The sequence below is a fragment of the Wolbachia endosymbiont (group A) of Crataerina pallida genome (assembly GCF_964028475.1).
GTDB lineage: Bacteria > Pseudomonadota > Alphaproteobacteria > Rickettsiales > Anaplasmataceae > Wolbachia > Wolbachia pipientis.
This window is the reverse complement of sequence record NZ_OZ034785.1, coordinates 1,025,594-1,040,827: the sequence shown is the minus strand read 5'-3', so window position 1 is coordinate 1,040,827 and position 15,234 is coordinate 1,025,594. Positions and strand designations below refer to the sequence as shown.

The following is a 15,234-nucleotide window of genomic DNA, read 5'->3' as shown; positions in this document are numbered from 1 at the left end:
GCGTGAGCAAGATTATTGCAATAGTAAATCAAAAGGGTGGAGTTGGCAAAACCACAACTAGTATAAATTTGTCGACAGCCTTTGCTGCTGTGGGAAAAAGCACTTTATTGGTAGATCTTGATCCTCAAGGAAATGCTAGCACCGGACTCGGGATTTCTTATCGTAGTAGGGAAGAAAAAAACATATACAAAATACTACTAAGCAGCGAAAATAAATTGATAGAATCGGCAATTTTCAATATAAAGGAAATTCCGAATTTATCGCTAATTTCGTCAGTAGTTGATTTGTCAGCTGCAGAAATTGAATTATCGCAACTTGAGCGAGGAAAATTCGTACTAAAAAGCGCATTGGAGAAGATACGCGATAATTATGAGTATATAATCATCGATTGCCCTCCATCACTTGGGCTTCTGACCATAAATGCTTTGACTGCTGCTAATTCTATTATTGTTCCTCTTCAGTGTGAATTTTTTGCTCTGGAAGGATTAAGCTATTTAGTTAAAACTGTGGAGCTAATAAAAAGGAATAACCTAAACCCTTTTTTGGCAATAGAAGGGATAGTGTTAACAATGTATGACAGGCGCAACAAACTCAGTGAACAGATTAAAAACGATATTTGCCAGTATTTAAATGATAAAGTATACAAAACTATCATCCCATTGTATGAGACTGTTATTCCACGTAACGTACGGTTATCAGAAGCGCCTTCTCATGGAAAACCCGCTATTGTGTATGATCTTAAGTGTCCTGGTGCACAAGCATATATAAGTTTGGCAAGGGAAATTTTAAAAAAGCACGCGAGCAGTTGTAAGGAGAAGAAACTAGTAAGCGAGGGCGTAGTATGAAGGATGATAGACGCCTCGGCAGAGGTCTTGCCGGCCTCATAGGCGATAATTATGATAATAAAGAAGATCGACAAGAGCATTTGCCTATTTCATTACTGCACCCAAGCAAATTTCAACCGAGGAAACATTTTGACGAGGAGTCATTAAGAGAACTTGCAAATTCGATAAAGAAAAGTGGCATTATACAGCCTATCGTGGTACGCAAAGATTCAAATGATGATGGTTATGAAATAATAGCTGGAGAACGTCGTTGGCGAGCAAGCAAGATTGCAAATCTTGATAGTGCACCGGTTATCATAAAAGATCTGAGCGACAAGGAATGCTTGGAAGTATCCATTATTGAAAACATACAAAGGCAAGATATTAATCCAATAGAGGAAGGTGAAGCTTACAGAAAACTGATAGATGAGTTTTTCTATACACATGAGGAATTAGCTTCAGCTATAGGCAAAAGCCGCAGCCACATAACCAATATGATTCGGATGTTGTTGCTCCCTGATAGGGTGAAAACAATGATCAATGAGAAAAAATTGTCTATGGGTCATGCAAGAGCGTTGATTAATGTTGAAAATGCGGAAAGTATTGCAGAAAAAATAGTTTCTCAGGGCTTAAGCGTTAGACAAACTGAAAAACTGATAAAGGACCTACATCAAAACAACAATCAAAAAGAGCAGAGATATACTAGAAATCAAGATATGACAGTAATAGAAGGCGCTATATCTTCTCAACTTGGTTTAAAGATCAAAATTAATGACAACAATTCTAAGGGTAAAGTTATGATACGGTATGATAATCCAAATGAATTGGATTTGATATTGAAAATTTTGAATAGGAAACTTGAGGCATAGCTAGTAGTTGGCTAGCAAAGCAACAAACCAATATCAACTGTTGGTGTCATGAAAGTAGCTGACACTGGAATCCAGGAATTTTATTAAGTTGGTAAGCATAAAAGTATAACTTCTACGTCATACCGCCGCGGTATCCGCTAACAAGCAGCGGGATGACGATTGTCAGGGTAGCTGTCATCCCAGTGCCCTGACTACTTGGATCCAGGAAAAAGAATGGTGTCATCCAAGTAGCTGACACTGGGATCCAGAAGACTTAATTTCAACCAAGTGGCTGCATAATAAAGGCTGGATTCCAGTGTCACGCACTGGGATGACACCCTAGTAGAAATCGTTTTTGTAATTGCAACATTCGTGCAATCTTTAGCCATAAATATTAAGAAATTTACCAAATGAAAAAAAAGGCAAAAGAAGCCCTGGGGTTATTATCCGCTTTAAAATATTGGCGTTTTTTATGTTTTAAACGCTTGACAAGCAAGATTAAGCTGCTTTTAATTGCAACTAACTTACGCTGCAAATGTTTAAGAAGTTTACTAAGCAGAAAAAAAGACAAAGAACCCCCGAGTTAGCTAGTCTTTTACTATCTCTGTCGAGTATTGGCATTTTTTGATGTCTTGTAACGCTTTATAAGCGCGTTCAGCTTATTTAGATAAAAATCTAGATGTAGATGAAGTTTTGTAAAGACATACAGTATCTATATACTGCAAAAAATTGAACATAAGACGCCGATACATTAAGTAATCCTTACCTTTTAATCTGCAGATTGGCGAAAGCAAATACAATAGCTTCACTATCATGATAAGGGCGCTGGCGAAGGGTGTCAAGTAAGTTTTTTCGTTTCATCCGATGCGCTGCCAAAAGCTATGCAAAAAGTCCAATGAGTTAACTCCCATATATCCTGAGTAATTCTTGTGCATTAGCTTTGATTAGGATAGGGCATTTTCTATCATTTAATAGGGAACGCAATATTTCAGTTGCACCTTTAATGTCGTTATTGTGTATCTTTACTACAGCGATAGCTTCTTGGCTTGAATAAGGATACACTGCACTTGATTCTAAATTATCAATTTTATCTTTATTTATTTTTTCACCGTTGGAGTGAAGTAAGCTCATTACTTCTAAATATTGTGCTAACTCACGCAAAACATTAGGAGCATCTTTATCATCTGCCAAATCATTATAAATAGATGCTGTGTCTGTTGGCATTGAATCTGAGATATGATTGAATGCGCGTTCAAAATTTGCTAAATACTCCCAATTTGAATCTATTTCTTCTAGCAGCGGCTTATTATCTTTTTTTAAGAATAATACTTCGTAAAACTTGTCACCTGCAGTTATAGATTGTTTTGTGTTATCAATGTTGCGCAATAAGTATAATGTGATGCCAACTAACATTGGCGCGAGTGCAAGCAGAAAGATGTATTTTTTCATGGTAATATTCCAAATAGTTATATATTTATACATTAATGCTTTTGATTTGCAAAAACATATTGACATAGTGATTATATCACATAATAATATTCTTAAAGTTGTTTGAATAGTTGGAGATTAAAATATTTCTAAAGTAGAAATAAAGACAGCAGTATTAAGCTAAATTATTTTTTGTCGGATTTATCCGATGTACCCTCAACCTTTTATAGGTTGAAGTCTAAATTTGAGAGTTTGATCCTGGCTCAGAATGAACGCTGGCGGCAGGCCTAACACATGCAAGTCGAACGGAGTTATATTGTAGCTTGCTATGGTATAACTTAGTGGCAGACGGGTGAGTAATGTATAGGAATCTACCTAGTAGTACGGAATAATTGTTGGAAACGGCAACTAATACCGTATACGCCCTACGGGGGAAAAATTTATTGCTATTAGATGAGCCTATATTAGATTAGCTAGTTGGTGGAGTAATAGCCTACCAAGGCAATGATCTATAGCTGATCTGAGAGGATGATCAGCCACACTGGAACTGAGATACGGTCCAGACTCCTACGGGAGGCAGCAGTGGGGAATATTGGACAATGGGCGAAAGCCTGATCCAGCCATGCCGCATGAGTGAAGAAGGCCTTTGGGTTGTAAAGCTCTTTTAGTGAGGAAGATAATGACGGTACTCACAGAAGAAGTCCTGGCTAACTCCGTGCCAGCAGCCGCGGTAATACGGAGAGGGCTAGCGTTATTCGGAATTATTGGGCGTAAAGGGCGCGTAGGCGGATTAGTAAGTTAAAAGTGAAATCCCAAGGCTCAACCTTGGAATTGCTTTTAAAACTGCTAATCTAGAGATTGAAAGAGGATAGAGGAATTCCTAGTGTAGAGGTGAAATTCGTAAATATTAGGAGGAACACCAGTGGCGAAGGCGTCTATCTGGTTCAAATCTGACGCTGAGGCGCGAAGGCGTGGGGAGCAAACAGGATTAGATACCCTGGTAGTCCACGCTGTAAACGATGAATGTTAAATATGGGAAGTTTTACTTTCTGTATTACAGCTAACGCGTTAAACATTCCGCCTGGGGACTACGGTCGCAAGATTAAAACTCAAAGGAATTGACGGGGACCCGCACAAGCGGTGGAGCATGTGGTTTAATTCGATGCAACGCGAAAAACCTTACCACTCCTTGACATGGAAATTATACCTATTCGAAGGGATAGGGTCGGTTCGGCCGGGTTTCACACAGGTGTTGCATGGCTGTCGTCAGTTCGTGTCGTGAGATGTTGGGTTAAGTCCCGCAACGAGCGCAACCCTCATCCTTAGTTACCATCAGGTAATGCTGGGGACTTTAAGGAAACTGCCAGTGATAAACTGGAGGAAGGTGGGGATGATGTCAAGTCATCATGGCCCTTATGGAGTGGGCTACACACGTGCTACAATGGTGGCTACAATGGGCTGCAAAGTCGCGAGGCTAAGCTAATCCCTTAAAAGCCATCTCAGTTCGGATTGTACTCTGCAACTCGAGTGCATGAAGTTGGAATCGCTAGTAATCGTGGATCAGCACGCCACGGTGAATACGTTCTCGGGTCTTGTACACACTGCCCGTCACGCCATGGGAATTGGTTTCACTCGAAGCTAACGACCTAACCGCAAGGAGGGAGTTATTTAAAGTGGGATCGGTGACTGGGGTGAAGTCGTAACAAGGTAGCAGTAGGGGAATCTGCAGCTGGATTACCTCCTTAGGCTTTGCACATAATTTACCATTTTTAATGATGGTGTTGTTATGTGCTATACTGCTGTCTTTACTTCTACTTTATTTTAATTTCCCGATAACGGAATTTTATGAGTGATAGACCTCTTTCTCCACATTTACAAATATATAAAGTACAAGTTACTAGTTTTTTCTCTATTATGCATAGATTGACTGGTATCTTGCTATTCCTTTTATTAATGATACTTTCTTGGTATTTCATATTACATGTTTACTTTCCTGAGTTACTTATAGTAAGGTACTTAAATGCATTATTATTCACTCCTGTTGCTAAATTAGCTTATGTCTTATGTTTTATAAGTTTTGTATATCATTTTCTTAATGGTATTCGTCATTTATTGTGGGATGTTGGGCTTAATTTAGAAATTACTGGCGTTTCAAGGAGTGCTATACTGCTGACAGTAACGCTACTTCTTTCTACTATGGCTTTTTTATTTATGTTTATATGAGTCAGTCTGGAAATTCAGTACATCATTGGTGGGTTCAGCGTGTTTCTGCGGTAATTTTACTGTTCCTGTTTCCTTGGTTTATCTATTCATTTTCTTGCACATTTTATACTGATAGCTCTTTGTCTTTTAGTGAAAAATTTATTAATCACCCTCTAGAGCTTTTATTTTTTGTTGTATTGTTGTTTTGCATTTTTTGGCACGCAGTTCTTGGAATGCAGGTAGTATGCGAAGATTATATACACAGCGTACCTTTGAGGATTTTTACAATTACATGCATAAAGTACTTATCAAGCATTACTTATATAACCCTCGCTTTTACAATCTTTATCTTCTACAGGCATATTTTCTTGTAAAATCACCGGTGCTGTGTTAATATATTATTAGTGTACTAGTTTTATTATTGAACTATAGCATTATAGCGATTTTGGTTTGACAATATGTTTGAAGCATTAAAAAAGGGAGCAATAGATCTTACACTTAAAGCAAAAGGTCTGCTTACTTCACCTGAATCTCAAGTTTACGTCGAAGACCTTAGAAAGGTAATGATGTATGATGGAAGGAAATGCCAGTATCCAAAAAATTATGATCAAATTGTACAGTCTGCTAAAATCATAGAAAACAGGGATATGCATGGAAATGCTATACTAGATAAAGATAAAAATCCAACCTATAAACTTTTGTATGGTCAAAAAGATGAGAATGGAGAACAACCAAGTTTCAGATTATCTTTAGTTACCAAAGATAAAGATAATGATAGATCTTATTTTACTATCAATTATATAGACAATCAGGGTAAGCAAATTCCGATAAATGAGTTGCATAAGTCATATTTTGAGCCATTAGGCTTTTCGAGAATGGATTTGAAAAAACACGTGCCAATTTTTGAAGCTGAAAAAACTAAGGATCCTCAATATCCATTTGAATTAACTAATTCTTCTGTGCTAACTAAAGAGGTAAAAAATAAAGAAGGTAAAGTTCAGGAAGTTGTTGATGAAAAAGGAAGAAATGGAGAATTATTATACACTAGTGATTACAAGAAGCTAAGCACCCATTTTTCAGAAATTAGAGATCAGAATGGTAATCTAGAGCTAGATAAAAGTCTTATATCTGTTCCTATCGTTTTTGCTACAAGTTTAGCTAAAGTTTGTACTAAATTGTTGACTTCTCTTCCTATAAAGTTAGGGGAGCATTTAATAAGCGAACAAAACCCAATTGCAAAGTCTTTTGGTTATCTTTTATTTACTCCTGCAATGGCAGTAAAAAATTTAGTGGATATGGGAGCTACCATACTTAAGGCTCCAATTTTATTGTTTGTAGCAAATGAGAAAAAATATGGTGATGCTTACTACACCATGTGGAAACACCAACTGAAAGGATGTTTGGAAGAAGCAAAAAGTGACTTTAATGTTATTAAAGGTGAAGAAAGGCTAAAGCCGGATCATGGGAATCGTGATTCACTAGTGGGCACATGGGATGAGCTTAACGCTAGAAGGCCAAAGAAACAAGGGGATGATAAAGAAGTTAGCAAGAGTAATGAAATACTAAAGAGTCCTGAGGAAGAACAAAATAAGGGTAATGAAATATTAAGTGATAAAAGAAAAGGTCATGTTGAGGAATTACAAAATAGAAGAAATTCACAGCAAGGGCAAGGCGCTACACATGATCACTCTCATTAGCAATTACTTTAAATCAACATTTACTTTCTTTATTAACTATTCCACAACAAAAACTTGCATGTATTTTGCCCTCAGTATAAGATATTAATTATTTAATTAATATCTTAACTAAATGCGCCCTGTAATATTGTGTGGTGGTAGTGGTAGCAGACTTTGGCCTTTATCTAAGCCAAAGCAATTTCAGAAAATATTTAGTCAGAACACTATGTTTCACAACACTTTGTTGAGGCTAAAAAGCGATTATATGCCGCCCATAATTGCTACAAATATACAGTACGAGTCATTAGTGATGGAGGAATTGCATGCACTGCAAGAATATAAAGTGATTTTCGAACCAGTGAAAATTGGAACAGCAGCGGCAATATTAATTGCTGCACTTCTCTGCAATGAAAACGAGACAATGTTAATTCTGCCTTCAGACCATTTTATAGGTGATTTGAATAGTTTTTATGCTTCTACTCAAAAAGCGTCTAAGTTAGCCTCTGAAACTAACTCTATAGTCACTTTTGGGGTTAAGCCTCATGAATTCAATTCTGAATACGGCTATATAAATGCAGTATATGATCAGAAAGAAAAATGTCATATAGTGAAAGATTTTACAGAAAAGCCCGAGCGTAAGTTAAGTAACGATCATTATTGGAACTCTGGAATATTTGTGTTTAAAGCAAAACGCTACATAGATGAGATTAAAAAATCTGCCCCGAATCTTTACAATTTATGTTTTAAATATTTCACACCGCAAGAGAGATTTCTGTATTTAAAACAACGAGATTTTGCAGGAATTGAAGGCATATCCATTGATTACTTGGTGATGGAGAAAGCAAAAAACGTTGCAATGATAGAAGCTAATTTCGATTGGTTGGATGTTGGAACTTGGAATTCAGTTTTAGAATTGAGTGAGAAGTTTAGTAAAGAACCGGCATCATTTCAGCATGTGATTAGAGAAAAAGAACCAGTTTCAACGACAGAAAGTAATAAAAATTTATTGAGTGGAGCTTGTAAGCAACCAAACAAAAGTCTAATTTCATTTATTCATAAAGTTAAGAAAGTAAAGGTGATAAGGAAAGAAGTTAAACCATGGGGATTTTGTAGTATAATTTTAATGAGCGAAAATTTTCTTATAAAATATCTTTTTATCAATCCATTAAGCTGCACTTCTAAGCAATTCCATCACTATAGAGATGAATACCATATAGTGCTATCAGGAGTTGGATATGTTAGTTTAGAAGACAAAGAATATGCTATAGCAAAGGACCATATGATAGAAATCCCAAGGGAAGTTTCCCATAGGATTGAAAATAGAAGCACAAGCTTTCCACTTGAAATAGTTGAATTTCAGATAGGAGAGCATTTATCTGATAATGATATAGTGAGATTGGATGATGTATATGGAAGAATATGGTAACGCCATAAATGCATTTGTTGGCAATTTATAATATGGGTATAGCTGCTTTATGTAAAAAATAATATTTACTAAATCTTAATATTTTAAACCTATACCCATATTTTAATAAATAATGAGTTGTAATTAATATGAAGGATCCATTTAAAAGTGACAATTATAGAGAAAATCTCGGTTTCCTTAAAGAAGCTATAAAAGCAAGAGATGAGTTAGTAACTATTAGACATTATAATAAAACGGTAAGGGATTTATCTCAGGCATTAAAGCGTTTTACAGATAAGGCAGAAGATGTAGCTAAGTTTGTTATACGTAGTGACTCAATTGATTATGTAAAATCGATGAATGGAAAGCCATCAGGTCTTAAGATATTAAAGGAAATATTGAATAGAATCTCGGGAAGAAATGTTCCAGTTAAGAATATAAGTAGTTTTATTGATAAATTACCTCCTCCTACTTCAATGACAATCTTTGAATATCTAGAGGCTTATCGTAAAATTTCAGGTTTGGAGCAAGTTGAAAGAGGAAATATTGCAATAGCTCCAGAAAAGCCAGAACGCAGTTTTCTAAAAGAAGATAGACAAGTAGAAGTTAATTATAATGATTCAGGCCATGGAAATTCATTAGATGAAAAGCCTGGATACAAAGAGATATCAAATTATCAAGAGAAGAAGAGTAAAATTTTAACAGAAAATTCACAAAGTTCAAAATCGCCTAGAGAAGAGCTAATTTATGTAACAGTTCCTAAAGAACATATGGAAGCAAAAAGAGAACTTAAACAAAAACAACAATCTAAACCTCCAATATTGCCAAAACCATCAATAGCACCCCCATTGCCAAAAAAAATGTTTACTGCTGGTCAAGAAGTTAGACAAAAACCAAAAGTAGTAGGAACTGTTCCTAAATCAACTAAAGATAAACCTGAATTACCACTAAAACTTAAAAAGTTAGGTCATACTGATCAAAAATCAAGCACAAAGCTAGAAATGGTAGTATCTTCTATGGAAAAAGAAATTAATTATAATATCGATATTAAAGTACAAGAGATAAGAAAAAAATTCAAACAAAATCAAGCAAAAGAAAGTCCTAATGCGCAAACTATTGAAAGCAGGACCCCTCCTGTTGCACAAGTGAATATAGATGTGGAGAAAAAAACTAGGCCATCACCAAAAGTTGCTTCCCAATCTCGCTTATTTCCAATGAGGGATGAAATATCTCAGATGAATCCCTTATCAGCAAAATCTGATCCGAGACCTCATGTTAGCAAAAATGCTCTTCTCACAGATGTAAATGTAAAGCAACTAGTTGTACAATTTGAAAATTATGGAAGGAAAGAATTATAACTTATTGAATAAACCCAATAATATTCTTGATTTTTTCTATGTTATAAAAGCACAAGCTCTCCACTTGAAATAGTTGAATTTCAGATAGGAGAGCATTTATCTGATAATGATATAGTGAGGTTGGATGATGTATAGCTCTTTCCACAGAAGTCCGGATATGATAAGATTAAGGATAGATGGCGATAAGGAGGTTGGATGCCGGCAGCATATAGTTATGATTTAAGAAAAAAAGCAATGGAAGCACTAGACGAAGGGGAAAGCAGAGAAGCAGTGGCAGCAAGATTTAAAATTGGACGAACTACTTTGTGGGAGTGGCAGCAAAGAAAAAAAGAAACAGGCGACTTTCAGTCAAAAAAACTCGGTAATGGAGGTTACAATCAGAAAATTATCGACTGGAATAAGTTTATCGAATTTGCTAAAAAACACGGTAGAAAAACTCTGTCGGAAATGGCTAAACTTTGGGGCAACGTTAGTATCCAAACGATCCACCGAGCTCTCAGAAAAATTGGATTTACGCGCAAAAAAAGACATATGGATACAAGGAAAGGAACGAAGAAAAACGTGCTGAATTCTTAAAAATTATAGCAACAAAAGAACCAGAAAACTTAGTGTATATAGATGAGTCTGGGATTGATAACACGGAGGACTATCCATATGGGTATTGCCAGAAAGGACAGCGATTTTATGCCCTAAAATCTGGAAAAAAAACTCAACGAATCAGCATGGTTGCAGCCTTAAGTAGAAGAAAGATAGTTGCTCCATTAACATTTGAAGGCCACTGTAATATGGATATTTTTAATGGATGGTTTGAGCAATTTTTGGCACCGATCTTAGAACCTGGACAAACTGTCATTCTTGATAATGCTACTTTTCATAAGTCTGATAAGCTTATCAAGCTCGCTAAAGGAGTCGGTGCAGAAATTTTGTATCTGCCGCCTTATTCTCCAGATTTTAACAAAATTGAGCATCATTGGTTTGCTATAAAAAACAGAGCCAGGAAAAACATTCCTCTATTCGAATCCTTTCGTCGTGCTGTTGATTCTGCCTTCCTATGACCTATTCGGACTATTATGAGAAATGCTATATATGGAAGATTTTGAAATTCTAATGTTAAAGATACTCTATAAGTCTGCTAAATTTAAGGAAGCAAAAATCTCTAGTTTTTAAATAAAGAAAAGTCTACAATTATACGAAGTTTCAAAAATATAATGTCTAACCTCAAAATATTTTGTAATGTCCATTGCCTTTGAAATTACTATGGCTGCTTGCTATTTGCGAGCAAGAAATGCCAGATTTTGCTCTATAATGACTTTGTTCTCTATTATCGGCATTGCCCTTGGAGTTGCAACACTAATAGTGGTGATGTCTGTGATGAACGGATTCAGAGCAAAGTTGCTTGACTCAATACTTGGCATTGATGGCCATATTAACGTTTATTTTGATAGGAACATAAATTCAGATTACTACGCAGTTTCAAAATCTATTGAGAGAATTCCTGGTATATTAAAAGCTACTCCTATGACCAATGATCAAGTTATTATTGTAGCAAATGGTAAAATTGCAGGTAGCGTAGTGCGAGGTGTGTCAACTAAAGATTTGCTTGATAGTACTGCCGTTACAAATAATGTAATTATAGGTGATGTAAAAAAATTTGATGAAGGGATAATAATAGGAGCACGCTTAGCAGAAGTTTTGAACATTGACTATGGCGACGAAATTACGTTTATATCATCTGAAGAATTTGATGCATTACTTGGTGAAATGCCGCGAATGAAAAAATATAAAGTTATAGCAATATTTGATGTGGGTATGTTTGAGTATGATAATACCTTGATATATATGCCTCTAAAATCAGCACAAGCCTTTTTTAATTATAAAAATAGCATAAAAAATATAGAAGTACTTGTAGACGACGTTACTAGAGCTGATAAGCTGGCAGATGCTATAGAAAAAGAAATAGGAATGGAAGCTGAAAGTTGGCAATCACAGCAAAGCCATTATTTTAGTGCTTTAAAAACTGAAAGAAATGTGATGTTTTTAATTCTCACTTTGATTATAGTTGTAGCAGCGTTTAATATTATCTCAAATTTAATGATGATAGTGCAAGAAAAGAAATCCGCGATTGCAATTATGCGTACATTTGGTGCAACAAGTGGAAGCATTATGCGTATATTTTGCGCTTGTGGTCTATTAATCGGTTTTACGGGAACTTGTCTTGGCTGTATTATAGGTGTCGTTTTTTCTCTCAATATCGAAAGCATTAGAGTGTTTTTAGAAAACATTACTAACGTCAAGCTGTTTGATCCTATGATATACTTTTTTTCAAGTTTGCCAGTGATATTAGTACCCCAAGACGTAGTAAATATTTCTGCACTTGCGTTACTCTTATCATTTTTAGCGACAATTGCTCCTGCGTTGCAGGCAGCTGCACAAGATCCTGCGGAGATACTACGTTATGAATGATACTCAGCAAAAGTACATAGGTTGGTTCTTAATTGTATTGTTATTTACCGGTTACATCACAATAAATAACATAATCTTTTTAAAAATAAATCAGCAAGAGAGTGAAAACAATGTGAAAGCTTTAACGGAAAACATGGATGAATTTAGAATGTTGCTTGAAGTTAATCAATCTAGAATAGAAAAAAAGATATTTGACCTCAAGAGAAGTCAGCATACTCAATGTGAGCAAGGTGATAATAACTCAAGATGTAAGAACCTTGCAAAATTGCTATTACTTGTGGTTAAAATGAAGAATTCGTTATTGCGAGAAGCAAAATTTGATAACCATATAAATTCAATAAAGCCTTTGATATCAGAGCTTGACGATCCAGAGATAGAAAATGCAGTAGATGAATTAGAAAATTTGAAAGAGATAAATACCTTACACGAATTGAAGTTATCTTTTGAAAAAACTATTGATACTATCGATTACAACAAAAGTACATTGTCTAAAAAAATCATTTCAAACTGGATAAAGGTAGACGACCGAAATGATCCATTAAGAGTAAAATTCGCAGAAATTGAGGAGTCAATAAATGATAATGATTGGCAAAATATAACTGTTACAGTAAGCAATTTAACGCATTCAGAATTCAAGCCATGGCTGAATAAATTGAATGGTTTTATTGTAGCTTCTAAGAATATTTCAACAATATATCATCACTTATTACAATATATCTCATGATTTATTTTATAATTTTCGCTTTTTCGTTTTTATTTGGTATATGGGTCAAGGTAAGTGGTGAAGTAATAAAATTGGAATTAGGCAATTACACTATAAGTATTGATCTATATTTCATTATTTTTACTTGTGTAGTTTTATTATTTTTATTAATTACACTTGTACGCTTTTTTTCCTCCATTTCATCAACATTTGCCAACATAAGAAATAGAAGAAGGGATAGGGAAGAATTGCTTCTCTTTGAAGCTTTCTTTAGCATAGACTTAGACAATATAGAGAATGCCCAAAAGCTAGTTAAAAGTCTGAGTGAGGAGAGCGATAGGTTGTCTTTAATAAAGCTCTTTAACTCAGGTAAGACGGGAAATTACAGCTTTTTCAGTAACGGTTTAACAAATATTGCAAATAAAAATCGTAACTTAGCTCTACTTCTAGCCAATAAGCTGATTGTCCACCTCAAACAAGAAAAAGTAGTCTTTCAAAAATTTATAGAATATTGCTCTAGTTCAATTAACGATAAAATGCTATCTATTCCCTTTCAAATAGAGCATTGCATATTGAAAGAAGATTGGATTAATGCAATTTTGAGGTTGAAGGAAGCAGTTAAGTCCAATATTTTTCTCCCCTTTGATCATAAAGAAATGTTTGCAGTGTTTTATTGCGCTTTAGCAAAGCAATATGAAAGTAAAGGAAATTTTAAGGAGGCTATAAAGTCTTTATTTAGAGCACAACGTTATAGTGCAATTTTTCAGCCCATCAATTATTTAAAGGCAGAATTATATATTAAACTTGGAAAAATCAGAAAAGCTTCTGCAGTGCTAGAGGCAGAGTATACAGTAAATCCTACTCCTCAGTCAGCTAAAATGTACATCAATTTAAATAGTAAAGGTGCTGAAAGACTATACAACTTACGCCCTGATTATTATTTTAGTTACTGTTTACTTGCTTTGTCCTCAATGAGTTCAGGTAAATATGATCTTGCAAGTCAATATTTAGACACTGCTATGAAAAAAGCTAATTACATGTCAATCTACTTTATTGTAATACAACTCAAGGTTACATTGCAAGAACACGACAAGGTAATTTATTGGCTAAACAAGATGGGCTCAGAAGCTTTGCCTGATCCAGGCTGGAAATGTAAAAATTGTAACAGGGAACTAGAACAATGGGATCATAAGTGTTCAAGTTGTAATAGTTTTAATTGTGTTTATTATATATTATAAAATTCCACAAAGTGTAGAAATTACCATTAGGCTACTTTCACATTGATATTGCTGAAGTTAGAGCACTTTCTTAATATAATCCTTATCTCCAAACAATAAACCTGCAAGTTTCTTAGCTAGACTTGGTTTTAATGTCAAAAAAACTTGCTTTTAGACACTAACAGTTATATATTTTAATAAATCAGGGTTGTATACAAAATGAAGAGCTTAAAGGAATTATCCTTAAGAATTAAGAATATTAGGTCTGTACAGAAAACCACGAAAATAATGCAAATGGTTTCTGCAGCAAAGTTGTTACAAAGCCAAAAGAAGTTATTAAATTCAAAATTATATGTATCTAAGCTGCATAACATTATTTTTTCATTAATGCTATCAGTTGATCAAGAATTACTGGCAAAAATTCTAAATGTCAGTAACGACGGTTCTTACCTAGTATTCATTATTGCGTCTGATCGTGGCTTGTGCGGCAACTTTAACTCTTCTATTGTCAAATTTAGTCAAGAGCGTGTAAATAAGTCAATCGCAAATGGCAAAAAAGTAGATATTGTATTTCTTGGTAAAAAAGCTTTTGATGTAGGTAAAAATAGATTTGACTCTAAAAGTATCTTAAAAATTGAAAATAGTAAGGGAATCACGTTAAAGCACGTAGAAGCTTTGGTTGATGGTATAGATTTAAGTAAATACGATAAAGTTAAAGTTTTTTATAGTAAATTCTATAATACCTTCACGCAAAAACCAATGTTGGAAACAATAAAACCATGGAGTAAAGACTCATCCTTGATTGATAGCTCTCTGGCTGGTCCAACAACAGATTACGGCTATGAGTATGAACCACAAAATATTGAATTTATTTTAAAATCTTTGGTTCAAGATTACGTTGTAATTGCTCTTTACTCTGCTTTACTTGAAAGTGCAACGAGTGAGAATAGTGCTAGAATGGTTGCTATGGAATCAGCAAACAGAAACACTAAAGAGATACTGAACAAATTAGCATTGCTTTATAATCGTTCTCGTCAAGCAGCGATTACGACTGATTTAATTGAAGTTATAGGTGGTGCAGAATCTTTATAGAAATCTAAGGAATAGAAA

13 protein-coding genes and 1 rRNA gene are annotated in these 15,234 nt (G+C 34.8%); 13 read left to right on the top strand and 1 reads right to left on the bottom strand.

Features of this window, described 5'->3' with window-relative positions; translation table 11 throughout:
* The first annotated feature begins 2 nt into the window (after nt 1–2).
* Together ABWU55_RS05040 and ABWU55_RS05035 are read left to right on the top strand one after the other, a co-directional pair.
* The gene (locus ABWU55_RS05040; protein WP_353286196.1) at nt 3–845 is read left to right on the top strand and encodes a ParA family protein; all 843 of its coding nucleotides are present in this window, start codon (nt 3–5) and stop codon (nt 843–845) included.
* Nucleotides 842–1,693 (top strand): ParB/RepB/Spo0J family partition protein, encoded by an 852-nt coding sequence (locus ABWU55_RS05035; protein WP_006279814.1) that lies wholly within the window; start codon nt 842–844, stop codon nt 1,691–1,693. The genes ABWU55_RS05040 and ABWU55_RS05035 overlap by 4 nt, the downstream gene beginning before the upstream one ends.
* 879 nt (nt 1,694–2,572) lie before the next feature.
* Here ABWU55_RS05035 and ABWU55_RS05025 read toward each other — a convergent pair.
* Nucleotides 2,573–3,187: a hypothetical protein gene (locus ABWU55_RS05025; RefSeq protein WP_264329417.1), complete on the bottom strand. Its 615-nt coding sequence runs from the start codon at nt 3,185–3,187 to the stop codon at nt 2,573–2,575.
* A gap of 153 nt (nt 3,188–3,340) precedes the next feature.
* On the opposite strand from ABWU55_RS05025, the gene ABWU55_RS05020 reads away from it, so the two are divergent.
* The 11 genes from ABWU55_RS05020 to atpG all read left to right on the top strand — a co-directional run bounded on the left by ABWU55_RS05020 (nt 3,341) and on the right by atpG (nt 15,216).
* Nucleotides 3,341–4,845 (top strand): 16S ribosomal RNA (locus ABWU55_RS05020).
* A gap of 100 nt (nt 4,846–4,945) precedes the next feature.
* On the top strand, nt 4,946–5,323 hold the full coding sequence (sdhC, locus tag ABWU55_RS05015; RefSeq protein WP_010963112.1) for a succinate dehydrogenase, cytochrome b556 subunit: 378 nt from the start codon (nt 4,946–4,948) through the stop codon (nt 5,321–5,323).
* Complete coding sequence (gene sdhD / locus ABWU55_RS05010; protein ID WP_010963113.1) at nt 5,320–5,676, top strand: succinate dehydrogenase, hydrophobic membrane anchor protein; 357 nt, start codon at nt 5,320–5,322, stop codon at nt 5,674–5,676. The genes sdhC and sdhD overlap by 4 nt, the downstream gene beginning before the upstream one ends.
* A gap of 84 nt (nt 5,677–5,760) precedes the next feature.
* Complete coding sequence (locus tag ABWU55_RS05005; protein ID WP_010082038.1) at nt 5,761–6,999, top strand: hypothetical protein; 1,239 nt, start codon at nt 5,761–5,763, stop codon at nt 6,997–6,999.
* Between the two features lie 112 nt (nt 7,000–7,111).
* Nucleotides 7,112–8,404: a sugar phosphate nucleotidyltransferase gene (locus ABWU55_RS05000; protein ID WP_264329418.1), complete on the top strand. Its 1,293-nt coding sequence runs from the start codon at nt 7,112–7,114 to the stop codon at nt 8,402–8,404.
* 128 nt (nt 8,405–8,532) lie between these two features.
* Complete coding sequence (locus tag ABWU55_RS04995) at nt 8,533–9,741, top strand: hypothetical protein (protein WP_070357004.1); 1,209 nt, start codon at nt 8,533–8,535, stop codon at nt 9,739–9,741.
* Between the two features lie 195 nt (nt 9,742–9,936).
* Nucleotides 9,937–10,796, top strand: a protein-coding gene (locus ABWU55_RS04990; RefSeq protein WP_156518142.1) for an IS630 family transposase whose coding sequence is annotated in 2 segments (ribosomal slippage) — nt 9,937–10,261 and nt 10,261–10,796 — 861 coding nt in all. Because the reading frame shifts where the segments join, the coding sequence is not laid out codon by codon here.
* A 178-nt stretch (nt 10,797–10,974) separates the two neighbouring features.
* Nucleotides 10,975–12,204 carry a lipoprotein-releasing ABC transporter permease subunit gene (locus tag ABWU55_RS04985; protein ID WP_353286195.1) on the top strand — a complete coding sequence of 410 codons (1,230 nt, stop codon included), beginning with the start codon at nt 10,975–10,977 and terminating at the stop codon, nt 12,202–12,204.
* Nucleotides 12,197–12,928, top strand: a complete 732-nt coding sequence (locus tag ABWU55_RS04980) for a hypothetical protein (RefSeq protein WP_038250643.1) — start codon at nt 12,197–12,199, stop codon at nt 12,926–12,928. Before ABWU55_RS04985 ends, ABWU55_RS04980 begins: the two co-directional genes overlap by 8 nt.
* Nucleotides 12,925–14,145 (top strand): hypothetical protein, encoded by a 1,221-nt coding sequence (locus tag ABWU55_RS04975; protein WP_007548692.1) that lies wholly within the window; start codon nt 12,925–12,927, stop codon nt 14,143–14,145. Before ABWU55_RS04980 ends, ABWU55_RS04975 begins: the two co-directional genes overlap by 4 nt.
* 198 nt (nt 14,146–14,343) lie before the next feature.
* Complete coding sequence (atpG, locus tag ABWU55_RS04970) at nt 14,344–15,216, top strand: ATP synthase F1 subunit gamma (RefSeq protein WP_010081973.1); 873 nt, start codon at nt 14,344–14,346, stop codon at nt 15,214–15,216.
* The last annotated feature ends 18 nt before the right edge of the window (nt 15,217–15,234 follow it).

Coding starts and splice junctions, on each gene's coding strand:
- ABWU55_RS05000 (WP_264329418.1), top strand. CDS start 7,112: ATGCGCCCTGTAATATTGTGTGGTGGTAGTGGTAGCAGACTTTGGCCT.
- atpG (WP_010081973.1), top strand. CDS start 14,344: ATGAAGAGCTTAAAGGAATTATCCTTAAGAATTAAGAATATTAGGTCT.
- ABWU55_RS04995 (WP_070357004.1), top strand. CDS start 8,533: ATGAAGGATCCATTTAAAAGTGACAATTATAGAGAAAATCTCGGTTTC.
- sdhD (WP_010963113.1), top strand. CDS start 5,320: ATGAGTCAGTCTGGAAATTCAGTACATCATTGGTGGGTTCAGCGTGTT.
- ABWU55_RS05005 (WP_010082038.1), top strand. CDS start 5,761: ATGTTTGAAGCATTAAAAAAGGGAGCAATAGATCTTACACTTAAAGCA.
- ABWU55_RS05025 (WP_264329417.1), bottom strand. CDS start 3,187: ATGTCAATATGTTTTTGCAAATCAAAAGCATTAATGTATAAATATATA.
- ABWU55_RS04975 (WP_007548692.1), top strand. CDS start 12,925: ATGATTTATTTTATAATTTTCGCTTTTTCGTTTTTATTTGGTATATGG.
- ABWU55_RS05035 (WP_006279814.1), top strand. CDS start 842: ATGAAGGATGATAGACGCCTCGGCAGAGGTCTTGCCGGCCTCATAGGC.
- sdhC (WP_010963112.1), top strand. CDS start 4,946: ATGAGTGATAGACCTCTTTCTCCACATTTACAAATATATAAAGTACAA.
- ABWU55_RS04980 (WP_038250643.1), top strand. CDS start 12,197: ATGAATGATACTCAGCAAAAGTACATAGGTTGGTTCTTAATTGTATTG.
- ABWU55_RS04985 (WP_353286195.1), top strand. CDS start 10,975: ATGTCCATTGCCTTTGAAATTACTATGGCTGCTTGCTATTTGCGAGCA.